Here is a 25,354-nt window from a genome sequence, read left to right as displayed (position 1 = left end):
ACTCGACAGGAGCTCTGTTTTTCATGACCCAACCCAATGATCCCGGTCGCCTTCACGACGACTGTCTTCCCGAAGATGCCGATCAGGCGCTGCTGGTGGGGCGCGTCTGGCTGACCAGCGATGATGGCCGCGCCGGCCCGGCGCTGGTAGCGCTGCGCGGCGAGGTATTGGTCGACCTTTCCGAGCATGTCTCGACCATGGCCGACCTGCTGGAACGCGACGACGCCGCCTGGCTCGCCCGTGAAGCGCCGGGTAACAGCGTTGGCACGCTGGCAGAAGTGCTCGCCAACAGCCTCGAGGACGCACCGCGCGCGCCCTATCTGCTGGCCCCCTGCGACGTGCAGGCGATCAAGGCGTGCGGCGTGACCTTTGCGGTCAGCCTGCTGGAGCGGGTGATCGAGGAGCAGGCGGGCGGCGATCTCAAGCGCGCTGCCGAACTGCGTCAGGAGATTCAGTCGCTGATCGGTGGCGATCTGTCGCGGATCAAGCCGGGCTCGGAAGAGGCGATGGCGCTCAAGGCGGAGCTGCAGGCGCGTGGCGGCTGGTCGCAGTACATGGAAGTGGGTATCGGCCCCGATGCCGAGGTGTTCTCCAAGGCGCAGCCGCTGTCCGCCGTCGGACATGGCGCCCGCGTCGGGCTGCATCCCGCCTCCGAGTGGAACAATCCGGAGCCGGAGATCGTGCTGGCCGTGGACGCCCAGGGGCAAGTGCGTGGCGCCACGCTGGGCAACGACGTCAATCTGCGCGATGTCGAGGGTCGCAGCGCCCTGCTGCTGGGCAAGGCCAAGGACAACAACGCCTCCTGTTCGATCGGGCCGTTCATCCGGCTGTTCGACGAGCACTTCGGCATCGACGACGTGCGCAATGCACAGGTATCACTGCGCATCGAGGGCGCGGACGACGACTTCCTGCTGGAAGGACAGAGCGACATGCGCGAGATCAGCCGCGATCCGCTGGATCTGGTGGCGCAGACCTACGGCGTCCATCATCAGTACCCGGATGGCTTCATGCTGTTTCTCGGTACCATGTTCTCGCCGATTCAGGACCGTGACGGCGAAGGCCAGGGCTTCACTCACCACATCGGTGACCGGGTGACCATCTCGACGCCCAGGCTGGGGTCGCTGAGCAACGTCGTCGACCGCAGCGACCGCCTGCCGCCATGGACCTTCGGCATCCGCGCACTGCTGGCTCACCTCGGTCAGCGCTGACGCCGGTTCAGCGTGAGTCCATCGCCTCTCCTGCCGATGCTGCCCTGGCGTCGGCAGTGGAGATTCAGGGTTCGTCGCGCATCAACAGCGTATCGATGAACTCGCCGACCACATCGGAAATCGCCTCTCCCTTGCGGGTCAACACGCCGTAGTAGCCCAGCGGTTCGCCGATCACCAGCGGCAGCGCGGTGAACTTGCCCGCCGAAATGGCCGTCTTGAGCACCGATGTCGGCAGCAGGGCGATGGCATCCGACGAGCTGACCAGTTGCAGCGTGGTCTGCGTCGAGGTGGTTTCCACCACGTTGCGCGGCGTCGCGACCCCGGCTTCGGCCAGCGCCACCTCGAACAACCCCCGCATGGGGCTGCTCATGGGATGCAGCACCCAGGGCCAGCGCACGACCTCGCCCAGGCCGGGCGGGCGCTCGCACAGCGGGTGCCCCGCCCGCACCACGATCGAGACCGGCTCTGCCTGAAGAGGCAGGAAGTCGAACAGGTGATGCTGAGCGTGTTCCGTCACGCGTCCGATGACCACGTCCAGCCGTTTGTACTCCAGGTCCGCCAGCAGCCGATCGCTGGAATTCTCGAACAGGCTGACCGCCAGTTGCGGCCGTCGCGACTTGATCGTGGTGATCGCCTTGGGCAACAGCAACGGTGCCGCGCCAGGGACCGCGCCAATGACCAGCTTGCCGTGGCCCCCTTCACGCAGCGATACCAGATCGTCTATCAGCCGATCGGTGTCGTTGAGGATCGTCCGGGCGTAACGCACCAGCAGCCGCCCGGCATCGGTGATTTCCATGCTGCGAGGCTGGCGATAGAACAGCGTCATGCCGAAGAAGGTCTCGATGTCCTTGAGCATCTTGCTGGCCGCCGGCTGGCTCATGTTCATATGGCGAGACGTGGCGTGAAAATTGCGACTTTCGTCCAGCGTGACAAGCAGCGCGAGATGCTTGATACGCAGCCAACCCTTGACGTGATTACGACTATCGTTGGACATCATTCCGATCCGGATAAGCCTTTGGTCAAAGACAATAACCCCCGGTTATCGAGGTTGCAAAAAAAAAGATTGGTCAGTGCCAACGAGCGCCAATTAGTCTGACGACACAGCCCCAAAAGACAGCCGGGTTTCATGATGACTTTCCTGAAATAACCGCACCAATCATCGGTAATACTACGACTAAAGATATCGAATTGGCGTCCGGTATTTTTCGAAGTTTTCCATGAAAATCGTGACAACCTTCATCCATAAGGCAAGGAATCTCGTCAGCATGCCCACGATTCAACGGGTCGAAGTTCAGGACATTCGTTTCCCGACCTCCCGCGAGCTGGACGGGTCGGATGCCATGAACGCCGCGCCGGATTACTCGGCCACCTACGTCATCCTGCATACCGACGCCGACGACGGCATCACCGGCCATGGCCTGACCTTCACCATCGGCCGGGGCAACGAGATCTGCGTCAAGGCGGTAGAGTCTCTCGCCTCCCGCCTGGAAGGGCGTTCGCTTTCGGATATCACCGGCGACATGGGTGCCTACTGGCGCGAGCTGACCAGCGGCGACAGTCAGTTGCGCTGGCTGGGTCCGGAGAAAGGCGTCATTCATCTGGCCTGTTCGGCAATGATCAATGCCGTCTGGGATCTGTGGGCGAAGCACGAAGGCAAGCCGGTGTGGAAGCTGCTCGCCGACATGACGCCGGAGGCGCTGGTGCGGTGTCTCGATTTCCGTTTCGTTACCGATGCGCTGACCCCGGAAGAGGCGATCGGCCTGCTCAAGCGTCGCGAGGCCGGCAAGGCCGAGCGCGAAGCCGCGCTACGCGAGCACGGCTATCCGGGCTACACCACCTCGGCCGGCTGGCTGGGCTACTCGGAAGAGAAGATGCGCCAGCTCTGCCGCGATGCCATCGCGGACGGCTGGGATCATTTCAAGCAGAAGGTCGGCGGCGACATCGAAGAGGATCGACGTCGCGCCCGTATCCTGCGCGAGGAGATCGGCGAAGCGCGCCTGCTGATGATGGACGCCAATCAGATGTGGGATGTCGACGAGGCGATCGCCAACATGCGACGGCTGGCGGAGTTTCGCCCTCACTGGATCGAGGAGCCGACCAGCCCCGACGACGTGCTGGGTCACGCCGAGATTCGTCATCGCCTGGCGCCGATCGGCGTCGCCACCGGCGAGCACTGCCACAACCGGGTGATGTTCAAGCAGCTGTTTCAGGCCGATGCGATCGATTTCTGCCAGCTCGATGCCGCCCGGCTGGGGGGCCTCAACGAAGTGATCGTGGTGCTGCTGATGGCCGCGAAGTACGACATTCCCGTCTGCCCCCATGGCGGCGGCGTGGGCCTATGCGAATACACCCAGCACGTCTCGATGTTCGACTACATCGCGGTTTCCGGCTCGTTGGAAGGCCGTTTGCTCGAATACGTCGACCATCTCCACGAACACTTCGTCGACCCGGTACGAATCCGTCGCGGGCATTATCTGGTGCCGGATGCCCCCGGCTACGGCGTCACCATGAAGGCGGACTCGCTCGCCGCTCATCGATATCCCGATGGCAGCGCCTGGCAATGACGGCGCCGCCGACCCGAGCATTCGGCCGCCGCCGAGACCCGCGGCGCCGGACTGCACGTCACTCACGCCATGCACGCCAATTGCGCTATTCACTTCACTAACGTTCTGGAGCTGAAGATGACAACAATCACATCATCGCATCCCGCCACACGATCCCGCCGCGCCCGTTCTCCGTTGACGACGCTGATGGTGGCGACCGTCCTGAGCTTGACCAGTCTCTCCGCCACGGCCGCCACCGAGATGCCGCCCTTCCCGGAAGTGACCGGCGATGTCGTCGAGGGCGACGGCAACGACTACAGCCTCAAGTTCAACATCGGCCTGACCCAGTCCAGCGCGCAGTACCGGGGACTGGAATACTTCAAGAAGATCGTCGAGCAGCGTAGTGACGGCCATATCGAGGTGCAGACCTTCCACAGCGCCCAGCTTGGCGATGACCTTCAGTCGGTCAGCGCCCTCCAGGCCGGCACGCTGGAAATGACGGCGCCTTCCACCTCACCCATGGTCAGCATGTTCCCGCAATTCGCGGTGTTCGACCTGCCGTTCCTGTTCCCGACGCCAGAGATCGCCGACAAGGTGCTCGACGGCGATATCGGCCAGCAGATGCTGGAAGAGGCGTCGACGAAGGGCCTGGTCGCTATCGGCTGGTCCGAGAACGGCTATCGCCAGCTCACCAACAGCAAGCAATCGGTGACCTCCCCCTCGGACCTGGACGGGCTGAAAGTCCGTACCATGCAGAACCCGATCCACCTGGACATCTGGCGTACGCTTGGCGCCAACCCGACGCCAATGTCGTTCGCCGAGCTGTTCACCGCGCTGGAACAGGGTGTCGTCGACGGGCAGGAGAACCCGTGGATCACCATCGAGTCCTCCAAGTTCAACGAGGTCCAGCCCTACGCCACCGAGACGAACCACGTCTACACACCGTTCATCACGCTGGTTTCCGAGCGTTTCTGGAACCGCCTGCCGGAGAGCTACCAGCAACTGCTGCGTGAGGCAGCCAAGCAGATGGGCGACTACGAACGCCAGGTCAGCCGCACCCTCAACGACCAGATCAAGCAGGAGCTGAAGAACGAGGGCATGCAGATCACCGAGCTCACGCCGGAACAGATCGCGACCTTCCAGGAGGATCTGGCGCCGGTCTACGACGAGTGGCGTGACAAGATTGGCGGCGACCTGATCGACCGTATCCGCGCCGAGTCCCAGGCTCAGTAAGTGCCGATTCGCCGCAGGCGTCACGGACGCCTGCGGCTAGCCCTGCGTGATCATGGAGGTGATGATGAATGCCGACTCCCCCGCCACCCGGGGTCTCCTGGGCTGGCTCCGCCAAACGCTGGAAATCGCCGCCGGGCTGCTCGTGCTCGGTGTCGTCTTCTGCGTCACGGCCAACGTCTTTGGTCGTTTCGTACTCAACTATTCCTACACCTGGGCCGAGGAGCTCTCCCGGGTGCTGTTCATCTGGCTGGTGCTGCTGGGCGCCGGCGTCGGCAGTCTCGGCAACGAGCATGTGGCGGTCACCTTCTTCCGCGACAAGGCGCCCGCCGGCCTGCGCAAGGCCGCGGTCCTGCTGAGCATTGCCATCATCTACATCGTCTGTATCTGCATTCTGCTGGGGTTCAAGGAAGTGATCTCAGGTTACACCAGCGCCACACCGATGCTGGGCATTCCCCAGACCTTCCTTTACAGCGCCATGCCAGTGATGGCGATCCTGACGATGATCGCCAACACCATTGCCTTGGTCGAATTGATCAGAGGCGCCCTGTTTCGGAGCAAGACACCATGATCCTGTGGAGCATTCTGATCGGGCTGGCGATCTGCATCGTCATCGGCATGCCGATCTCGTTCGGCCTCGCGGCCATCAGCCTGTTCATCTTCTTCGAATCCGGCTATGCGCTGTCGCCGATCGTGTCCCAGGCGGTCAATGGCCTGGACTCCTTCCCTCTCCTGGCGATTCCCCTGTTCATTCTGGTCGGCGAGGTGATGAGCGCGGGCGGCATCGCCACTCGACTGGTTCGTCTCGCCAGCGCCCTGGTCGGCTTCGTCGCCGGTGGCCTCGGCCAGGTGGCGGTGCTGACGTCGATGTTCTTCGGCGGCATCAGCGGCTCCGCCGTGGCCGATGCCTCTGCCGTCGGCAGCATGATGATCGAGCCGATGAAACAGCATCGCTACAGTGCGCCAATGGCAACGGCCATCGTCGTTGCCGCTTCGGTGGTGGGCATCATCATTCCGCCATCGATTCCGATGATCCTGTTCGGCGTGGTCACCAACACCTCGATATCGCAGCTGTTCATGGCGGGGATCGTGCCCGGCATCCTGATCACGCTGGGGCTGGCGGTCACCACCTACGTCCAGTCGCGCAAGAACGGGCGCGGCCAGCCATTCTCGGTGCCCGAGCTGTTCGCGGCATTGAAGGAGGCCCTGCTGGCGCTGCTGCTGCCGGTCATCATCGTCGGCGGCATTCTCTCCGGCGTGTTCACACCGACGGAGAGCGCGGCGATCGCCCTGGTCTACGCCTTCGCGGTGTCGTTCTTCATCTATCGCAGCCTGACGTTGAAGCGCTTCTTCGAGCTTTGCATCGCCACCGGCAAGCTCACCGGCGTCGTGATGCTGCTGCTGGCGTTCGCCAGCGTGCTGGCCTGGCTGTTGACGGCCAACATGATTCCGCAGCAGCTGGTTGTCAGCCTGTCGGCCATCACCGAGAACCAGTTCCTGCTGCTGCTGATACTGACGGCCTTTCTGCTGGTAGTCGGCTTCTTCATGGACCTGACCCCTGCGATGGTCATTCTGGCGCCGCTGATGACGCCGGTGGTGGTCAAGCTGGGCGTCGATCCGGTCTATTTCGGCGTGCTGATGTCGTTCGTGCTGGGGATCGGCCTGATCACGCCACCGGTGGGGACGGTACTCTACGTCGGCTGCGGCGTGGGCAAGGTCGGCATGGAGAGCCTGGTGAAGAGCCTGCTGCCCTTCTATTTCACGCTGATCGCGCTGCTGGCGCTGTTCCTGCTCTTTCCCCAGATCGTGCTGTGGTATCGCTGAGGCCAGGTGATTTCGATGATGCTGAATGATTTCGACGATGTCCCTTTCGATAACCTCTGGAGAGGTGATTCATGACCCCGCAGGCTGCGCTGCTCGACGATCTGGCTACCCTACTGGGCAAGGGCGGGCTGCTGACCGAGGCCGACGACATGGAGCGCTATCGCGTCGACTGGCCAGGCCATCGCGGCGCCGAGCCGATGGCCGTCGCCCGTCCCTCGACGACGCGCCAGGTGGCCGATGTGGTGAGCTACTGCCATCGCCACGATATCCCGCTGGTGCCACAGGGCGGCCACAGCGGGCTGGTCGGCGGTGCGCTGCCGGATGCGGATCATCCGGAGCTGGTCGTCAGTCTCGAGCGCATGGCGTCGATTCGCCATGTCGACCCCATCAACTTCACCATGAGCGTCGACGGCGGCTGCGTCCTGCAATCGATCAAGGATGCCGCCGAGGCGGCCGACTGTGATTTCCCGCTCTCGCTGGGGGCCCAGGGTAGTTGCCAGATCGGCGGCAATGTCTCGACCAACGCCGGCGGTCTCAATGTGCTGCGCTACGGCATGATGCGGCAGCTGGTGCTGGGGCTGGAGGTCGTACTGCCGGACGGGCGTATCTACAACGGCATGAAGGCGCTGCACAAGAACAATACCGGCTACGATCTGAAGCAGCTGTTCATCGGCGCCGAAGGTACGCTCGGCATCGTCACCGGTGCCGTACTCAAGCTGTTTCCGCGTCCTCAGGTCAGCCGCACGGCGCTGCTGGCCTGCCCGGACGTGGATGCGGTGCTGGCGCTCTACGCCCTGGCGAGACGCAGTTGCTGCGATCTGCTGACCGCGTTCGAACTGGTGCCGCGCACCTGCCTCGAACTGGCGATGGAGGCAGCCCCCGATCTGCGCGACCCGCTCGACGCTCCGGCACCGGTCTACGTACTGATGGAGGTCGCCGCCAGCGGGCCGCTGGACCTCGACGCCATGATAGAAGACCTCTTCGAACGCGGGTTCGAAGCTGGCGCCCTCACCGATGGCGTGCTCGCCGCCAGTGAAAGCCAGGCCGGGAATCTGTGGCACATTCGCGAGGCGATGCTGGAGGGGCAACGCAATCGCGGCGAACACCTGCGCACGGATGTTTCGATCCCCATTTCGTCGCTGAGCGCCTTTCATCAGCGCGCTTCCGAAGAGATCCAGGGTCTATGTCCGCAGGCGACGATCATCGCTTACGGCCATATCGGTGACGGCAATCTGCACTTCAACATCCTGCCGCCGCCCGAGCTCGGAGCTGACGAACGTTCGGCGCTGCTGCACGAGCTGGAGGAGCGTCTGTTCGAGATCGTCGACGACTTCGACGGTAGCATCAGCGCCGAGCACGGCATTGGCCGCTTCAAGCAGAGCGCCTTCATGGAGATGCTGTCGGAGCCGGAATACGACATCATGCGGGGACTCAAGCACCTGCTGGACCCCCGCGGCCTGATGTCTCCCGGTCGTATTCTCCCCCGCCCCGCCGAATGACGCGCCGGGCTCGGACCCGGCGCTCGACCCCATTCAGGAAGCTTCGCCATGCACCATTCCCACACGCTTTCGGACCGTCCCGCCCATCCCGATAGCCAGACCGTCGCCGTCATCGGCACCGGCATCATGGGTGCGCCCATGGCCAGCCGTCTGGCGGCCGCCGGCCATCGCGTGCGCGCCTGGAATCGCTCGCCGGACAAGCTGGTTCCGTTGCAGCGCGTAGGCGTGGAAGCGGCCAGCTCTCCCGTGGCCGCCGCCCGCGACGCCGATGTCGTCATCGTCATGTTGAGCGCCGGGCCGGTCTGCGACGAAATTCTGCTGGGCGAGGATGGCGTCATCGCCATGATGCCGCCCGGCAGCAGCCTGATCGTGATGAGCTCGATTCCCGTGGATACGGCTCGGCACCAGGCGGAAGTCGCAAACCGTCACGGCGTCGGCTACCTGGACGCCCCCGTCTCCGGGGGCGAACGCGGCGCCATCGATGGCACGCTGGCGATCATGGCCGGCGGCGAGGCGGAAGTCTTCGAACGCTGCCGGGCCTTGCTGGCGAATCTCGGCCGCCCGACCCACGTCGGCCCCGCCGGGAGCGGACAACTTGCCAAGCTCGCCAACCAGATGATCGTCGCGAATACCATCGCCACGGTGGCAGAAGCGCTGCTGCTGGTGGAACGTGGCGGCGCCGATCCCGCGCAGGTGCGTGAGGCGCTGATGGGCGGCTTCGCGGATTCGACGATCCTCAAGATGCACGGCCAGCGCATGCTCGAGCGAGATTTTGCCCCCGGCGGCCCTGCCAAGTGGCAGTACAAGGATACCCAGACCGCGATGGCGGAGATGACTCGCCTGGAACTGGATCTTCCGGTCAGCATTCAGGCCGATGCGCTGTTCGGCGACATGCTGAGCCACGGCGACGGTGAACTGGACCACAGCGCGCTGATCCGGGAACTCCACCGTCGCAATGGCATGGCCGTCGACTGATACATTGGCGGGCGCCCCGCTCTCTTGCGCGCCCCGCCCTCTTGCGCGTTTCGGGTCAGCGCTGGCCGAGCCAGCGCAGATAGCCCGGCGCCTCCAGTTCGCCGGTATGGCGGAAGTTGGCCAGTCGCTCCTGAACCAGCGACTCCGATGCCTCGAGATGTTGATGCAATGCCGAGCCGGCCAGCGCGGGGCGGCGTGCCTGCATGACCTCGAATACCTGCCGATGCGCCGCAAAGAACGGATCGCCCGGCGGCAATTCGATCTCTTCTCCCAGCAGGTGCTTGCTGATCAGCAGGATTGGCCGCGTGCGCTGCAGCATGATCAGTATCTCGGCATTGCCGCCATGCTCCAAGGCTTCGTGATGCAGGTCGTTCTCCAGCGCATCGAGCTGACTGGCCTGAACCTCGGGATAGCGGGCCTGCGCCTGATCCAACCTGTCGAGATAGCGGCGAATCGCAGCGTCGGGGATCCGGTCGCAGGCGCGCGCGATCATGAACGGCTCCAGCTGCCGCCGGGCCTCGTAGAGTTGATGCAACCGCTCGTCGTCCAGCGGCACCACGTTCCAGCTGCTGTACTTGATCTTCTCGACCACCCCCAGCGACTGCAGTTGCAGCAGGATGCGATACGTCGTGGCACGGCTCACATCCAGCGACTTGGCCAGCTGCAGCTCGTTGAGCTCGAGACGCCCCTTCATCGAGCAGAGCACGATATCGTGCTCGACCTTTTCCGCCAGGGCGCGCCAGGAGTCCGTGCGCCTGACCGAAGCCCGCCCGCCCGCCGCGCGAAAATCGGCGGCAGTCAGCGAACGCCGCACGACCGTATGCGGATCGCGACCCACCAGGAATCCGCGCCCCTCGAAGCGGCTGATGGCCCCCTCCTGATGCAACCGCCCCAGGGTCTGGCGTACCGGAGAGCGACTCATGCCGAAGATTTCGGCAATGTTGCCTTCGAGCAGCACCAGCCCCGGCTCCAGGTGCCCGCTCGCCATGCTGCGCAGCAGCGCATCGTATAACTGATCCTTGAGTGTCTTTGCCATCGAACGCATTCCCGCCGTGTGTCAGGAGAGCGCGAACCGGGACGTGCCACGATTCAGCGATAACGAGTATTGCATACAAAGATCGTCACTGGCTGCCCGACCTAGGGACTACGCCCCGTCCTGAATCACCCGGAAGAGGCCCGGTCAACGCCGGGCCGACGACAGGCAAAATAAAACGCCGCCCACTCGAAGTGGGCGGCGTCTCGATGCTACCTGGGGCTGGGCCCCGCTATCGGATCAGTCGTCGGCAGTTCAGGCGCGAGAGCGTCGCACCGGCGCGTCGCCATCGTTGCGACGACGCGGCGCGCGTTCGGGTGCGCCTTCGTCTTCGGAGATCTCCAGCGGCCGGCCACCGACGCGAGCCCGTGCCATCTTGGCCAGAATCGAGGACGGCAGACCGCTCGGCAGCTCGACCACGGAGAAGGCGTTACGGATATCGATACGGCCGATGCGTCCGCCTTCGATGCCGCCCTCGTTGGCCAGGGCACCGACCAGCTGACCCGGCTTGACGCCATCCTTGTGGCCCACGGAAACGCGATAGCGCGTCATGCCTTCACGCGGCGCGCTGTCGCGGCGGCGCGGCGCGCGTTCACGGCCGCTATCTCGGCCGCTATCTCGGCCGCTATCTCGGCCGCCCTCGCGGCGCGACGGTGAGTTGGTGATACGCCCGATCGGAGCTTCACCGGCTCGCGCCAACGTGGCCAGCGCTGCTGCCAGATCGATCGGATCGTGACCTTCCTCGACCAGCTTCTCGATCAGCGCACGCTGATGATCCGCGCCGGCTTCGAGCATTTCGCGCAGACGCGCACTGAAGCGGTCGTCGCGATGCGTCCGGATGGCTGCGTCGTCGGGCAGCGGCATCTCGGTCATCGACTGACCGGTCGCCTGTTCAACCCAGCGCACCTTGCGAGACTCACGGCCACCGGCGAAGGTGATGGCAACACCGTCACGACCGGCACGGCCGGTACGCCCGATTCGGTGGATATAGGCTTCGGAGTCCTGCGGCAGGTCATAGTTGACCACGTGCGTGATGCGCGGCACGTCGAGCCCGCGAGCCGCGACGTCGGTCGCCACCAGCACGTCGACCTTGCCACGCTTGAGGCGCGTCACGGTGCGCTCGCGCAGGCTCTGGTCGAGATCCCCGGACAAGCCGGCAGCGTTGACGCCACGGGCGGTAAGCTGCTCGACCAGCGTGGTACAGGCAGCACGGGTACGCACGAACACGATGGCCGCGTCGACCGCTTCGACTTCGAGGATACGGGCCAGCGCTTCCAGCTTGCTGGGGCCTTCGACACGTACCACACGCTGTTCGATGTTTTCGCCAGTGCTGACCTTGGAATCGATCGCGACCTTGACCGGATCGACCAGGTAACGGTTGACGATACGCTCGATCTCGCTCGGCAGTGTAGCCGAGAAGAACACCCGCTGGGCATCTTTCGGCGTGTCCGACACCACGCGTTTCACATCGTCGATGAAGCCCATGCGCAGCATTTCGTCGGCTTCGTCGAGTACCAGAGCCGACAAACCGTCCAGCTTGAGGCTGCCACGGTCCAGGTGATCGATGATTCGTCCGGGCGTGCCGACAACGACCTGCGCGCCACGCTTCAACGCCGACAGCTGCTCACGATAATCCTGACCGCCACAAAGGGTGGCGATTTCCAGGCCTTTCAGATTCTGGCCGTACTTGGAGAACGACACGGCGACCTGCTGTGCCAGTTCCCGCGTCGGGGCCAGCACGAGGACTTGCGGTTCACGCCGGCCGAGGTCGAGCCGGCTCAGCAGCGGCAGCGCGAACGCGGCGGTCTTGCCGGTACCGGTCTGCGCCTGGCCCAGCATGTCGCGACCTTCCAGCAGCGCAGGGATGGTCTGCGTCTGGATCGGTGAAGGAGTTTCATAGCCCAGGGTTTCGAGGGCAGTCAGTACTTCCGGCAATAGAGCCAGATCGCCAAAGCTTGGCGAAGCAGTAACAGTCGAGGTCATTTCACACCTTGGAGTGGCCGGTAGGCACCGGCGAAAATGTCATGGCATCGGTGGCGTGATCACCACGGAATGCCGGTCGCACCTGGCATTGCGCTTGTCGCCCCGCGGATGACGGGAGCGATAGCATATGTGGCGACCTTGATGCGCCCGGTTGCTTGAAACATCAACCGATCTAGGCGCTCCATCGTTGCATCCGGACGCGAAAAACGGCTTGGCCGCGCGTCATGTACGAGATACGTCCGGTGCTGGGCATCGATTCACAAGTCGATGGCGTCGATTACAGACATATCGGCAGGATGGTGGGGTCAACACATGCGAGGAGGCGCCACTATACCATCGGCGTAGGCGTTTCACCACCGGAACGTAAAAATCCTACAGAAACCAGGGAACGAGGCCGCCGGGATGAAGCGCCTCGTCGAAGGCCGTAGACTGTGCGCTCCTTTTTCCGGCCACCGAGCATTTCGCCATGCCGATACCCAAACCCACGCTGTGGGTCGATGCCGACGCCTGCCCCCGCGTCGCCCGCGACATCATCGTCCGGGCCGCCGAACGCACCCGCACCCAGACCTGGATGGTCGCCAATCACGCGCTACCGTTACCGCCATCGGCATGGGTCAAGTCGCGCTCGGTGGCCCATGGTTTCGACGCCGCGGACAACGCGATCGTCGAGGCTGTCGCTACCGGCGACCTGGTCATCACCAGCGACCTGCCGCTGGCGCAGGAAGTGATCGAACGCGGCGCCGAGGTCATGACCACCCGCGGCGAAAGCCTGAGTATCGACAACATCAAGGCGCGAGTGCAGATGCGGGACTTCATGGAGACGCTGCGTGCCAGCGGGGAGCATACTCGGGGGCCCAACGCCTATACCGATGGTGATCGCCGAGAGTTCGCCAATGCGCTGGATCGCTGGCTGCAACACCACGCCCGTGGCTGACATGGCCACTTCCGGCGCGCAGCGGGGCTACCGAAAGCGGCGGTTCTCAGTCGGCGCCGCGAATTCCCTGCCCGGGTAGTCGCCCACGATCATGCGGCGCATCCAATGTCAGCGACGGCCCCAACGGAACGATTCGGGTCGGATTGATCGTAGGGTGACTGTAATAGTAGTGGCGCTTGATGTGGTCGAAGTCCACCGTCTCCGCGATGCCCGGCCACTGGTAAAGCTCGCGCAGATAATTCGACAGATTCGGGAAGTCGGCGATGCGCTGGCGATTGCACTTGAAGTGGCCGTGGTAGACCGCATCGAAGCGCACCAGTGTCGTGAACAGCCGGATATCGGCCTCGGTCAGCCACTCTCCCGCCAGATAGCGCTGGCCCTCGAGCCGCGCTTCCAGACGATCGAGACAGTCGAACAGCGCCATGAAATGCTTCTCGTAGACCGCCTGTTCGGTTGCGAAGCCGGCCTTGTAGACGCCGTTGTTGACGTTGTCGTAGACGTCCGCGTTGACCTCGTCGATGACGTCGCGCAGGTCGTCGGGATAGAAATCCAGACGGTTGCCGGTCAGTTTATCGAATGCCGAGCCGAGCATCCGCAGAATCTCTGCCGATTCGTTGTTGACGATGCGCCGCTGTCGCCGGTCCCACAGCGCAGGTACCGTCACACGGCCAGTGTAGCGAGGATCGGTCAAGGTATAGAGCTGGTGGTGATAGTCGACGTGATTGACCTCGTCGCCGCTCGATCCCTCCTCCACGCGATAGCTCCAGCCCTGCTCGAGCATCAACGGGCTGGTATGGGAGACGCCGATCAGCGCCTCCAATCCCTTGAGCTTGCGCATGATCAGCGTGCGATGCGCCCACGGACAGGCCAACGATACATATAGGTGGTAGCGTCCACTTTCCGCCGCGAGCCCTGGCTGCCCCTGCGGCCCCGGTTCGCCGGCGGGCGTGATCCAGTCACGCAGCTTGGCGGACTCGCGCACGAATTCGCCGCCGTGGCTCTTGGTGTCATACCACTGGTCTCGCCATTCTCCGTCGACAAGCAATCCCATGAGTCTCTCCTGTCAATGCCAGTGCGCGCCGTTCGGTGACGCGTGCCGTTAGATGCCGAATGGCTGACAGGATAGACCTCTTCGGTCAGAGATCGAGCGTAATAACTCGGCTCATTCGTTCGGCTGCGTCGATGCATTCGGGTTCTGCGGCTGGGCATCCTGCGGGCAGGTGGCTACCACGCTGGCCATCAACGCCTCGGCCAGAGCACGCGTCGCAGGGCCGGCGCCATCGATGTCACGATAGACGAGCTGCAGCGACACCCGGCGCACGCCACCCACGCGCAACGGCAGCACCTTCAATCGTCCCTGGTCCAGCGCCGCCCGAATGCGCGTTTCCGGCACCCAGGCAAAGCCAAGGCCCCGCTCCAGCATGTCGATCGATGTCGATAGATGACTCAGCGTCCAGCGCTGCTCGGCCTTCAGCCAGCCTGCATCGAGCCGGTGACGCACTGCGGAATCCCGGATGACCAGCTGCCGATGTCGCTCCAGATCGCGCAAATCCAGCTCGCGCTGCAGCTGATGCAAGGGATGCCGGGGATGAGCCACCGCGATGAAGGGCACGTCGACGATGGATTGCCCCAGAAATCCCTGGGCGCTGACGCCAGAGATGATGAGATCGGCGCGCCCCTCGTACAACATTTCGACAGCACCATTGAGGACGGTCTCCTGCAACTGCACGCGCACGTGCGGGAACGCATCCGAAAACCGCGTCAACGCCTCGGCCAGAGCATCCGCTGGAAAGACCTGGTCCACAGCCAGAGTGACTTCCGCCTCCAGGCCGCCGGCGAGACGCTCGGCCACGTCTTCCAGCGAGGCAGCGTTCTCGATCAATTGACGCGCTCGGCGCAGCAGGAGGGTTCCCGCTTCGGTGAGCACGACCTGGCGCCCCCTGGGCTCGAAAAGCACCACGCCCAGCTGCTCCTCGATCTTGTGGATCGCGTGATTGAGCGTCGACGGGCTTCGATGAATCACTTCGGCAGCCTTGGCAAATCCACCGTTATCGGCTACCGCCGCCAGCATTTGCCACTGCAGCAACGTCACTTTCGGCACAATACTCTCCCGTTGGCTTCGAACCTTCATGCGCAGAAGAATCCCATGAAAGCCCGGCTTTTCTTCGATTCGATATTCTGCGGTCAGGTTAAGCGTCAGCGCCATGACCATGACTGACCTGCTGTTACGATGCCGAAAAAAATACCTGACCATGGCAATCTTCTGGAACAATAAAAGTCCTACAAAACTTTTACGGGCGAAGATTCTGCTGGAAAACAGCGCTTTATTGTGCACCATAGTGGTGCGCAATCATGCACCACTGCGTTACATGTACTTACGCTCGGCCACCCTCGCCCCATACTTTCAGCTGATGCCTTTTCTTCGCCGAAGCCCCGCGAGCCGTGGCCTCGTACACTGTATTTAAATACAGACTAGACAATTAACACCAGCTTGGGGTATGGTTCCCCGGCCTTTATTTAAACTTGTCATCCTTTTTCATCCGGGCCTTCATCTTCATGTTGCGAATATTTCATTCGCTACCCCGCACGCATAAAGTGTTATTGCTTCCGGTTGCCACCATGGTCACCGTGCTGGGTACGCAAAAAATCATGGGTGTTTTCGGAGATACCGAAAACGACCAGCAGCAGATTCCTGTCGCGACGACGACGACCATTTCTCAGTCGATCGTCAATTCAGCCGCCCCGAAAGAGGCGGCCGAACCCACGTTTTCCTTCGGCGATTTAACGCAAGACATTCCCCTGGCGCAACTCAAGCCGCTGGAGGTAATGCACGTCGATTTCATCTCTGAAGCGCAGGCTGACGAAGGTTCGACGGTGCCTTCGCAGGCGCAGGCGATCTCTCCCATCATCAAGCCGGCCATCGAGCCCGGCGCGAAACAGGTAGCAATGCAGCTGCCTGCGGAAGATGTACAACCGGCGTCCGACGACGACGGTAGCGACATCGGGGGCACGTCTTACGAAGATTGGTCGTTCGACAATACGATGGACCCCTCCGGCGATACCGAGCTGGGTGACGAGATCGCTTCCGAGGAAACCTACGTCCCCGAATGGCAGAGTTATACCATTCAAAGCGGTGACTCCTTCGCTCTGACAGCCGAAAGAACGCTGGGTCTCGTATACAGCGACGTGATGCAGATCCTCAATACCGTACCGGATCAGAAGGTCCTGACCCGGTGGCGTGTCGGCAATAGCTTCGACTACAAGCTCGACGAGAATGGCCAGCTGCTGGCACTGCGCGTGATGAAGGATCCTCGAGAAGGCTACCTGATCCAGCGCGACGATGAATCGGCCGACTTTGCCTATTCACCGATCGAGAAAGCCGGTGAAGCCGCTCAGCGCATGTTCAGTGGCACGGTCAATGGCTCGTTCGCACTATCGGCTCAATCGACGGGGCTCTCCAACGCCGAAGTCTCCGAGCTCACCAATGTGCTGTCCAAGAAACTCGATTTCCGTCGCGATGCACGGGCCGGCGATCAGTTCCGGGTACTGGTGGAGTCCGACATGATCGACGGGCACCCCCTGGATTCCAAGGTGCTAGCTGCGGAATACGAGGGCGAGCGCATGAATCTGACGGTGCTTCGCAACAGCGCCGACGATCATTTCTACACGCCGGATGGCAACAGCCTCGACCCGGCTTTCAACCGTTACCCTTTCCAGGGTCACTACCGCATCAGTTCCTCGTTCAACCTGCGTCGGCATCACCCGGTCACCGGGCGCATCAGCCCGCATAAAGGCACCGACTTCGCGATGCGCAGCGGCACGCCCATCGATGCGCCGGCCGATGGCGTCGTCGAACGCGTGGTCAACCACCCCATTGCCGGTCGTTACATTACCATTCGGCACAACAACGGTTATGTGACTCGCTTCCTTCACTTGAGCAAGGCCCTGGTCAAACCCGGCGAACACGTCAAGATGGGCGAGGAGATTGCGCTCTCGGGCAGTACCGGTCGCGTTACCGGCCCTCACCTGCACTACGAGGTACTGGTCAACAATCACCAGGTCGATGCCATGCGCGTGAAGCTGCCGGAATCCCAGAGCCTGCGTGGCGATGCCCTCGCCGCCTTCAAGCGCGAATCGGAAAACCTGCTGGCCAAGCTGGATCAGCGGGATGACAACGAACCGGCTATCGCGCAGGTGGAAGTCAAGAAAGGCGACGACGCCGACGACAATACCTGAGATCACGGATCGCCCGTTCATCGAGCCCTGCTTCGGCAGGGCTTTTTCGTTTCTGCCGTCTGGCTCTCCCTCGTCAGCGCAGGGATAGGTACCGGCCATCAGAAGATCACGCGACCGGTTTTTGCTGCCGATGTGAAAAAAGGGGGTAGCGCTTTCGGCGTCGTGGGGTCATTCTGGTAACGACTTCATCCGTCAGAGAGGTAAAGCCGACACAGTCTTTACGTTCCAACGATAGTGGCACTGACGGAGTGAGTCGGGCGACATCGAGCTGTCACCGCACTCTGTCAGGGTCGAGAAGCCTTGAACTCACAGGAGTGCTTTTGCCGATGGTGCGAATCGACAAGAAAGCGAACAGGCTCTACGTACTGGACACCAATGTCCTGATCCACGACCCAACAGCCCTCTACCACTTCGAAGAGCATGACGTCGTCATCCCGATGACGGTGCTCGAGGAGCTCGACAAACACAAGAACGGCATGCGCGAGATCGCGCGCACGGCCCGACAGATCAGCCGTACCCTATCCGACCTCACCGCTCACGTTACCCCACGGGAGATCCAGCAAGGCATCCCCATTCCTCGCGTGACCGGCGGCCCTGCCGGCCGCCTGCGTTTCCTCTGCTACCGAGACCTGGCGCCGCTGGAGACGCTGGAAAACTCCCCGGACAACCGCATCCTCGCCGAAACCTGCCGGCTCCGCGATGAACGGCCGGATGCCTCGGTCATCCTGGTGACCAAGGACATCAACCTGCGAGTCAAGGCCACGGCACTCAACGTGCCGGTCGAAGACTATCTCAATGACAAGGCGTTCGATGACCTCGACGCGATGATCGAAGGCGCAAAGGTCTACGCCGACGCAGGCCGCGACGGTCGCAGTCTGTGGGAGTCGCTGGACGTCGAAGTCATGGTCGAGCGCGCCGACGGCCACACCTTCTATCATCTGGAAGGCCGCATTCCCGAGGACTGGCACGTGGGAATGCTCGTTTCCGACAGCGACAACGGCGCGGAATTCGAAGCGATCGTGCGCAGCCATGGACCCAGCAAGGCGACGCTGCAACTGCTGACGAACTACCGGCATCATGGCGGCGTCTGGGGCGTGCATGCACACGACAGCCGCCAGAACTTCGCCCTCAACCTGTTGATGGATCCCTCCATCGATTTCCTCACCCTCGCTGGCAGCGCGGGCACCGGCAAGACCTTCATGACCCTGGCGGCTGCGCTGCAGCAAACGCTGGACGGCAAGCAGTTCGAACGTATCGTCTTCACGCGGGCACCCATTCCGATGGGAGAGGACATCGGCTTCCTGCCAGGCACCGAGGAAGAGAAGATGTCGCCGTGGATGGGCGCCTTCCACGACAACATGGACAACCTGCTACGTGACGAGCGTGAGGGCTCGTCCAGCTGGAACGATGGCGCGACGCGCCAGTTGATCGGCTCTCGCGTGCAGATCCGCTCACCCACCTTCATGCGTGGACGCACGCTGAACGACACTTTCCTGATCATCGACGAGGCTCAGAACTTCACGCCCAAGCAGCTCAAATCCCTGATCACGCGTGCCGGGCGCAATACCAAGATCGTCTGCCTGGGCAACGTCGGCCAGATCGATACGCCCTATCTCACGGCTAACACCTGCGGTATGGCCGCAGTGGTGGAACGCTTCCGCGACTGGCCCCATGCCGGCCATATCACCCTGAAGAGCGTCGAGCGCTCGAGACTTGCCCTGGCGGCGGAAGAGCTGCTCTAAATCCCCATTCCCTTCGAAACCCAGACGCAAACGCCCCGGCTTGGCCGGGGCGTTTGCGTTCGACACTCACCGCATCGCGCTTCAATAGTCTTCTTCGGAAGGCTTCTTGTTGTTCATGACGTCTTCGATCAACTGCTCGGATTCGCTGCGCGGTGTCTCTGCCATGATCCGCTCGGCCTCTTCCCAGGAGCAGACCTCGGCATTGCAGGAGGTGCAATAGACCTGATCATCCGCGGATTTGGCCTGGGAAACCTTCATCATGTGGTTGCCACAATTGGGGCAGCCCTTGGGCATGCGAAACTCATCGGAAAAGTCTGACATGGCGTCACTCCTTGTCGGCCACTGAATGTCTGTGTTGAGTGTAGTCGAGTTGCGGGTGCCTGCGGCGATATCTTCCTGACGCGTCAGGAAATCGCAGCGATCTCAACGCCGCCAGACGACACAAAGGTTGTTGGCCGGCAATTCACGGATCGCCTCGCACGTCAGCCCATTGTCGCCGGCCAAAGCCTCGACCGTTTCGAGGTCGCGAACGCCCCAGCGCGGATCCCGCGAGCGCAGGTCCGCATCGAACGCGGCATTGCTGGGCGCGGTATGCTCGCCATGACGCCGGAAAGGTCCGTAGACCACCAGCACACCACCCGCCGGAAGTCGCCGGCCAGCCTCGGCAAACAGCGCTTCGCTCGCATCCCAGGGCGAAATATGCAACAGGTTGATGCAGACGATCGCGGCGAGATCCGGCAGCATCGGCCACTGCCCGGTGACATCGAGACGAACCGGCGCCGCCAGATTGTCCAGCGCCTCGGCTTCGCGCCAGGCCGCGATCGACGCCAACGCCGTCTCGCTGGGGTCCGAAGGCTGCCAGCAAAGCGGCGCCAGATGGTGGGCGAAATAGACCGCATGCTCGCCACTGCCGCTGGCGATCTCCAGCACCCGCCCCGTCTGCGGCAACGTCGATCGCAACACGTCCAGGATCGGCTCCCGGTTGCGCCGGGCCGCGGGGCTGGACAGGCGCCGGTCGGCTCCCTCGCGCTCGAGGTTATCCATGCTGTTCATGTCGAACTCCGATCATCCCAGCGTCGCGGTCAACCAGGCCGCGATGTCCTGTGCCTGCTCGGGGCAGAGACTGTGCCCCATCTCGTAGGTCCGGTAATTGACCGGATACCCCAGCGCTTCGACCTTTTCCGCGCCTTCCCGGCCCAGCGATTCCGGGACGACCGGATCGGCCGAGCCATGATGGGCTTCGATGGGAAGACGACGATTGGCCTCTGCCAGCTCGATGCTGTCGGCCGTGGCGAAGTAGGTCGACAGCGCCAGCAAGCCCGCCAAAGGCTTCGGATAGGAGAGCGCCGCCTCGTAAGCCACCGCCCCACCCTGCGAGAAGCCGGCGATCACGATACGACGGCTGTCGATGCCGGCGGCGATCTGTGCGTCGATCAACCCGTGGACCCGCCTGGCCGATGCCCGCAGCTGCTCGACATCGACCCGCCGCCCCAGATTCATCTCGAGAATGTCGTACCACGCCGGCATCGTCATGCCACCGTTGACGGTAACCGGCAGTTGCGGCGCGTGGGGCAGCACGAAGCGAACGGCCAGGGAATCAGGCAGCCCCAGCGCCGGTATCAGCGGCTCGAAATCATGACCATCCGCCCCCAGCCCGTGGAGCAGAATGACGCAGGCATCGGCTTGTCGCCCATTCGTCGGTTCAATGATCAATTCTTGCGCAGATGCCATATTGGATCGTCCTCGTCGCCCCGGTTTGGATTCAAGATTCTCGCCACCCAGTTTAACGTGCCATCCGAAAGCTTGCCCGCTGCGTAGTTCAATGAATAGTTCAATGAATAGTTCGATGAGTAGCTCGATGCGTAGTTCGAGGAGTATTCGAGGAGTAGTTCAATGAAGCGGCCATAGCGCCTCATCTCACCCTGGTGGACCGATGCTATGCTGACCCCGAATCGCCGGACCCGACTCAAGGACGAGCCATGATGTCTTTTCTCGACCGGGCGCCTCGCTGGCGCCTGGTGCTGGCCCTGCTGTTACTCAACGGCTTGCTGCTGACGCCGGAACTGCCCTGGGCCGGGTTCCCGCCAAGGCACTGGATCGCACTCGAAGCGCCGCTGGTCGTCGGGCTGTTGGCACTGTTGCCGCCAGCGCCCTGGCGGCGCTGGATCGCCGGCCTGATTGCCCTTCTGGCGCTGGTCATCGTGCTCGGTGCCGCCGGCAACGCCTTGACCCAGACCATGCAGGGCCGGTCGCTGAACCTCTATACCGACATCAAGCTGATCCCCATTCTGATCGAACTGGTCGTGACCAATCTTGGCCTGCCGCTGGCGATCGCCGGACTGCTGGTCATTGGCCTGGCTCTGCTTGCCCTTGGCCTCGTGCTGACGAAACTGCTGCAGGGCTTTCATGGCCGCAACACGTCGCGCGGATTCGCGCTGCTGCTGATCCTTCTGGGGGGTGCGGGTCTGGCCCGCATCGACGCCATGAACCGCGACGAGACGACGGGACTCACGGCCAGGATCGGCCACCCTGCCGTCAGCTTCGTGACCTTCGAATGGCAGCGTGCACAGGAAACCCGTCAGGCAATGGCAGCATTCGGACGCCAGCTATACGAAGACGACCACGCCTACGCCAGGCCCGATGGCCAACCACTGCCGGGGCTGGCCGATACCGACGTCATCCTGGGCTTCATCGAATCCTATGGCGTCGCCGCCATCGAGCGCGCACCGTTCGAGGCCGAAATCAGGCCACGCCTCAGCAAGGTCGAGAGCCAGCTTGCCGATGCAGGCCTGTCGGTCGTCACCGGGCGCGTCACCGCCGCCACGCTGGGCGGGCAGTCCTGGCTCAATCACGCCACCTTTACCAGCGGCCTGCCGGTCACGTCCCAGTTGCGCTTCGAGCTGATGATCAACAGCCCCCATTCGACCCTGATCGACGATTTCCAGGCCACCGGCCACGACGCCGTCGCCCTCATGCCGGGCATCACCCGGGAGTGGCCGGAAGGCGGTCTCTACGGTTACGACGACATCCACACCTCGGACAGCATGGGCTATCGCGGGCCTGCGATGGGCTGGGCGAGCATGCCGGACCAGTTCACCTGGCAGCGGGTCGAGGACTACGTCCTGTCACGCCACGACGGCCCGACCTTCACCGAATTGGCCACGCTCTCGAGCCACGCCCCGTGGTCGCCGGTGATCGATGTGATCGATGACTGGACGTCGATCGGCGACGGCCGGGTTTTCGATCGGTGGGAAGGTGCGGGCGAGGATTACGCCACGCTGTGGCAGGACACGGCGGCGATGCGCCGAAACTACGCCCCGGCGATCGACTATGCGCTACAGGCCGCCAGCGGCTTTGCCCGCCGCTACCTGGGCCAGGACAGCAGCGGGAACCGCACGCTGCTGATGGTGCTCGGCGATCACCAGGCTGCACCGGCGATCATCGGCGACAACCCCGGCCGGGACGTGCCGCTGCATGTCATCAGCGACGATCCGACGTTGCTCCGAGGGTTCATCGACAACGGCTTCCGGCCCGGCATGTTCCCGCCCGGGCCGGAAGCCGCGATCCCCATGGAGGGGATGCGCGGCCTGCTGCACCGGCTCTACGGCAACCTCACTCCTGATGAGACGGCGCCGACTTCAGGTTCCGGCTCTTGATCAGGCTGGCCACGGTGGTGATGACCAGTGTGCCGAGGATGATCGTCATCGACAGCCAGATCGGGATCTCCGGCACCAGGTGCAGTGGCTGGCCACCGTTGATGAACGGCAGGCTGTTGGTATGCATCGCTTCGATGATCAGCTTGACGCCGATGAAGGCCAGAATGAACGATAGCCCCAGGCTGAGGTAGACCAGACGCGTCAACAGACCACCGAGCAGGAAGTACAGCTGCAGCAGCCCCAGCAGAGCGAAGGCGTTGGTGGTGAAGACGATGTAGGGCTCCTTGGTCAGCCCGTAGATCGCCGGGATCGAATCCAGCGCGAACAGCACGTCGGTCATGCCCAGCGCCACCACTACCATGAACAGCGGCGTCACCAGACGCTTGCCGTTCCTGACCGTCAGCAGGCGATCGCTGTCGAACTCATCGGTGGCCGGCAGGCGCTTCTGAATCCAGCGCACGATGGCGTTGGGTTCGTACTCCTCGTTCTCGTCATGACCGCCCGTGCCCTCGCGCACCAGCTGGATCGCGGTGTAGAGCAGAAACAGCCCGAACAGATAGAACACCCAGCTGAACTGCGCGATGGCCGCAGCGCCGACGGCGATGAAGATGCCACGCAGAATCAGCGCGATCACGATGCCAATCAGCAGCGCCTTCTGCTGGTAGGCGCGCGGCACCGCGAACTTGGCCATGATGATCAGAAAGACGAAGAGATTATCGACCGACAGGCTCTTCTCGGTGATGAAACCCGCGAAATACTCGGCGCCATGCTGCGCGCCCCAGACCCACCACAGGCCGCCGCCGAAGACCATCGCCAGAGCGATGAAGAAGACCGACCACCAGGCCGCTTCCTTGAAGGAGGGATCGTGGGGCTTACGCACATGGGCGTAGAAATCGAAGATGAATAGTGCGGCAATGCCAGCGACAGTCGCCAGCCAGACCCAGACGGGTACGTGCATAGAGAAACCTCCGGTAGACGGTGAACGTCACCGAAAGTCTCTCCCGTCACTCTGATTGCCCTGTCTCCAATCGTGACATGGCTCACAGAGCGACCGATAGCGCCGGGGCATGTGGCCCGTGCTGACGACGCTATCGTCGGGGAGGATCGACGATCCTGCCCGTGGGATACTCCCCTTCCGTGCTGCGCGCATTGTGTCCCGAAGCCAGCCACGACACAAGACTTGCCCGCAAGTCAGGCAACGGCATTCAATGCTGCTCGCCGGTGCTCTCGGCTGACGGGGTTGCTTCCTCTTCCTGCTTCGTTCCCTTCATGAGCTGTTCCCGGGCGGAAGGCGAACCGGAGTCGCCAGAGTCGACATCGTCGCTGGTCTGGCCATCCTCGCTGCTCATTTCGTATTGTGCCGACGCGCCCTGATTCTGGCCCTCGACCGTGTCCGCCTGCATGTCGGGGTTATTCTGAGTCTGGTTATCTTCACTATTCATTTCGCCAATCTGACTCTTCGTCTGGACGTCGTTGCCTGACTGGTCGGTGCTGTTGGACTGTGCCATGGCCCCGGTGGAGAACAACGCAATGGCGATTATCGATGCAAAGTGAGAAATGCGCATGGTATGACTCCTTGCTGGTATAGATCACTACCGTTGGCAGCATCGAAAGCCTTTGCCTTCGATCACCTAAACGATATAGAAGTCATTCCGTCACCAGACAATTACGATGGTTAACAGACTTTAAGCTGCCAGAACGATCATGGATTTCACGCGCGGGAATACAACCGTGCTCCCCATTCAGCAACTTCGTCTCATGCCATCGCTGCTACAAGCTCGCGCCGATGGCACTCCTCGGCGTGGTCGTTGACCATGCCGACGGCCTGCATCCAGGCGTAGACGATCACTGGGCCGGTGAACTTGAAGCCACGCTTCTTGAGCGCTTTGGATATCTCCAGGGAAAGCGGCGTCTGCGCAGGCACGGGGCCGTCGTTTTCAAAAGAGCGCTGGATCGGTCGGCCGCCGACCATGCCCCACAGGAACTCGGAGAATTCCTCGCCGTTGTCTCGCATGGCGAGATACGCGCGGGCGTTGCCGATAGTAGCCTCGATCTTGGCGCGGGAGCGAATGATGCCGACGTTGCCCATCAGTCGCTCGACGTCGTCGGCATCGAAGCGAGCAACCCGCTCGGGATCGAAGCCCGCGAAAGCTTCCCGGAAGGCGTCGCGCTTCTTGAGAATGGTCAACCAGGAAAGGCCGGCCTGGAAGCCGTCGAGCATCAGCTTTTCCCACAGCGCGCGGCTGTCGTACTCGGGAACGCCCCACTCCTCGTCGTGATACTCGGCATTCAGCGGATGGGTCTGCGCCCAGGCACAGCGCGGCAGGTCAGGGATCGGTTCACTCATCATCGGCTCTCGCGGGATTGTTTTCGCAGGGTCGTGGTGGGGCCGATTCTGCCGTCTATCGCTGACGCAGCCAAACGAAAAAGAGCCGGCGATGCCCCAACGCATCGCCGGCTCGTAGCTCGTAGCTCGTAGCTCGTGGCTCGT

Annotated in this window: 22 protein-coding genes; 11 read left to right on the top strand and 11 right to left on the bottom strand. The window is 62.8% G+C overall.

Annotation, left to right across the window (positions count from 1 at the left end):
- The first annotated feature begins 23 nt into the window (after positions 1-23).
- Entirely contained in the window at positions 24-1,208 is a 1,185-nt protein-coding gene (locus R3F72_RS12920) for a fumarylacetoacetate hydrolase family protein (RefSeq protein ID WP_332779839.1), read from the top strand.
- A 64-nt stretch (positions 1,209-1,272) separates the two neighbouring features.
- On the opposite strand, the gene R3F72_RS12915 is transcribed toward R3F72_RS12920, so the two are convergent.
- On the bottom strand, positions 1,273-2,202 hold the full coding sequence (locus R3F72_RS12915; protein ID WP_303855565.1) for a LysR substrate-binding domain-containing protein: 930 nt from the start codon (positions 2,200-2,202) through the stop codon (positions 1,273-1,275).
- A 271-nt stretch (positions 2,203-2,473) separates the two neighbouring features.
- On the opposite strand from R3F72_RS12915, the gene R3F72_RS12910 reads away from it, so the two are divergent.
- The 6 genes from R3F72_RS12910 (at position 2,474) to R3F72_RS12885 (ending at position 9,279) form a co-directional block, all read left to right on the top strand.
- Positions 2,474-3,772, top strand: coding sequence for an L-fuconate dehydratase (locus tag R3F72_RS12910; protein WP_087718051.1), 1,299 nt, complete (start codon positions 2,474-2,476; stop codon positions 3,770-3,772).
- 117 nt (positions 3,773-3,889) lie between these two features.
- Positions 3,890-4,984 (top strand): TRAP transporter substrate-binding protein, encoded by a 1,095-nt coding sequence (locus tag R3F72_RS12905; RefSeq protein WP_087718052.1) that lies wholly within the window; start codon positions 3,890-3,892, stop codon positions 4,982-4,984.
- Positions 4,985-5,048: 64 nt separating this feature from the next.
- Entirely contained in the window at positions 5,049-5,552 is a 504-nt protein-coding gene (locus R3F72_RS12900) for a TRAP transporter small permease (RefSeq protein WP_332779838.1), read from the top strand.
- Complete coding sequence (locus R3F72_RS12895) at positions 5,549-6,805, top strand: TRAP transporter large permease (protein WP_332779837.1); 1,257 nt, start codon at positions 5,549-5,551, stop codon at positions 6,803-6,805. The genes R3F72_RS12900 and R3F72_RS12895 overlap by 4 nt, the downstream gene beginning before the upstream one ends.
- Positions 6,806-6,876: 71 nt before the next feature.
- Entirely contained in the window at positions 6,877-8,304 is a 1,428-nt protein-coding gene (locus R3F72_RS12890; RefSeq protein WP_332779836.1) for an FAD-binding oxidoreductase, read from the top strand.
- Positions 8,305-8,352: 48 nt separating this feature from the next.
- Complete coding sequence (locus tag R3F72_RS12885) at positions 8,353-9,279, top strand: NAD(P)-dependent oxidoreductase (protein ID WP_332779835.1); 927 nt, start codon at positions 8,353-8,355, stop codon at positions 9,277-9,279.
- 55 nt (positions 9,280-9,334) lie between these two features.
- Here the strand turns inward: R3F72_RS12885 and R3F72_RS12880 are convergent, their stop codons facing one another.
- Together R3F72_RS12880 and R3F72_RS12875 are read right to left on the bottom strand one after the other, a co-directional pair.
- Positions 9,335-10,315 carry a GntR family transcriptional regulator gene (locus R3F72_RS12880; RefSeq protein ID WP_087718057.1) on the bottom strand — a complete coding sequence of 327 codons (981 nt, stop codon included), beginning with the start codon at positions 10,313-10,315 and terminating at the stop codon, positions 9,335-9,337.
- A gap of 252 nt (positions 10,316-10,567) precedes the next feature.
- Positions 10,568-12,295, bottom strand: a complete 1,728-nt coding sequence (locus R3F72_RS12875; RefSeq protein ID WP_332779834.1) for a DEAD/DEAH box helicase — start codon at positions 12,293-12,295, stop codon at positions 10,568-10,570.
- Positions 12,296-12,761: 466 nt separating this feature from the next.
- Between R3F72_RS12875 and R3F72_RS12870 the strand changes: the two genes are divergently transcribed.
- Complete coding sequence (locus tag R3F72_RS12870; protein ID WP_332779833.1) at positions 12,762-13,229, top strand: YaiI/YqxD family protein; 468 nt, start codon at positions 12,762-12,764, stop codon at positions 13,227-13,229.
- Positions 13,230-13,275: 46 nt separating this feature from the next.
- Here the strand turns inward: R3F72_RS12870 and R3F72_RS12865 are convergent, their stop codons facing one another.
- Entirely contained in the window at positions 13,276-14,280 is a 1,005-nt protein-coding gene (locus R3F72_RS12865) for a glutathione S-transferase family protein (RefSeq protein ID WP_332779832.1), read from the bottom strand.
- A gap of 111 nt (positions 14,281-14,391) precedes the next feature.
- Entirely contained in the window at positions 14,392-15,330 is a 939-nt protein-coding gene (locus tag R3F72_RS12860) for a LysR family transcriptional regulator (protein WP_332779831.1), read from the bottom strand.
- Between the two features lie 548 nt (positions 15,331-15,878).
- Between R3F72_RS12860 and R3F72_RS12855 the strand changes: the two genes are divergently transcribed.
- On the top strand, positions 15,879-17,465 hold the full coding sequence (locus tag R3F72_RS12855) for a peptidoglycan DD-metalloendopeptidase family protein (RefSeq protein WP_332779830.1): 1,587 nt from the start codon (positions 15,879-15,881) through the stop codon (positions 17,463-17,465).
- A 326-nt stretch (positions 17,466-17,791) separates the two neighbouring features.
- Positions 17,792-19,207, top strand: coding sequence for a PhoH family protein (locus R3F72_RS12850; protein WP_087718064.1), 1,416 nt, complete (start codon positions 17,792-17,794; stop codon positions 19,205-19,207).
- Between the two features lie 81 nt (positions 19,208-19,288).
- Here the strand turns inward: R3F72_RS12850 and R3F72_RS12845 are convergent, their stop codons facing one another.
- From R3F72_RS12845 to R3F72_RS12835, 3 genes are all read right to left on the bottom strand, one after another.
- Positions 19,289-19,528: a hypothetical protein gene (locus R3F72_RS12845; RefSeq protein WP_087718065.1), complete on the bottom strand. Its 240-nt coding sequence runs from the start codon at positions 19,526-19,528 to the stop codon at positions 19,289-19,291.
- 102 nt (positions 19,529-19,630) lie between these two features.
- On the bottom strand, positions 19,631-20,260 hold the full coding sequence (locus R3F72_RS12840; protein WP_218776949.1) for a DUF938 domain-containing protein: 630 nt from the start codon (positions 20,258-20,260) through the stop codon (positions 19,631-19,633).
- A gap of 12 nt (positions 20,261-20,272) precedes the next feature.
- A complete protein-coding gene (locus R3F72_RS12835; RefSeq protein ID WP_332779829.1) occupies positions 20,273-20,938 on the bottom strand; it encodes an alpha/beta hydrolase in 666 nt (221 codons plus the stop codon).
- Between the two features lie 248 nt (positions 20,939-21,186).
- Here R3F72_RS12835 and R3F72_RS12830 point away from each other — a divergent pair, with 248 nt between their 5' ends.
- Complete coding sequence (locus R3F72_RS12830; protein WP_332779828.1) at positions 21,187-22,863, top strand: alkaline phosphatase; 1,677 nt, start codon at positions 21,187-21,189, stop codon at positions 22,861-22,863.
- Here the strand turns inward: R3F72_RS12830 and R3F72_RS12825 are convergent.
- The 3 genes from R3F72_RS12825 to R3F72_RS12815 all read right to left on the bottom strand — a co-directional run bounded on the left by R3F72_RS12825 (position 22,820) and on the right by R3F72_RS12815 (position 25,210).
- Entirely contained in the window at positions 22,820-23,821 is a 1,002-nt protein-coding gene (locus R3F72_RS12825) for a TerC family protein (RefSeq protein WP_087718068.1), read from the bottom strand. The genes R3F72_RS12830 and R3F72_RS12825 overlap by 44 nt on opposite strands.
- A 247-nt stretch (positions 23,822-24,068) precedes the next feature.
- Positions 24,069-24,428 (bottom strand): hypothetical protein, encoded by a 360-nt coding sequence (locus R3F72_RS12820; RefSeq protein WP_087718069.1) that lies wholly within the window; start codon positions 24,426-24,428, stop codon positions 24,069-24,071.
- A 191-nt stretch (positions 24,429-24,619) separates the two neighbouring features.
- Positions 24,620-25,210, bottom strand: coding sequence for a DNA-3-methyladenine glycosylase I (locus R3F72_RS12815; RefSeq protein WP_087718130.1), 591 nt, complete (start codon positions 25,208-25,210; stop codon positions 24,620-24,622).
- Between the last annotated feature and the right edge of the window lie 144 nt (positions 25,211-25,354).

Origin of the sequence: Salinicola sp. 4072 (assembly GCF_036663415.1) — a bacterium.
Classification (GTDB): Bacteria; Pseudomonadota; Gammaproteobacteria; order Pseudomonadales; family Halomonadaceae; genus Salinicola; species Salinicola salarius_A.
The sequence above is the reverse complement of the archived record's forward strand: the minus strand, read 5'-3'. Positions and strand labels throughout refer to the sequence as shown.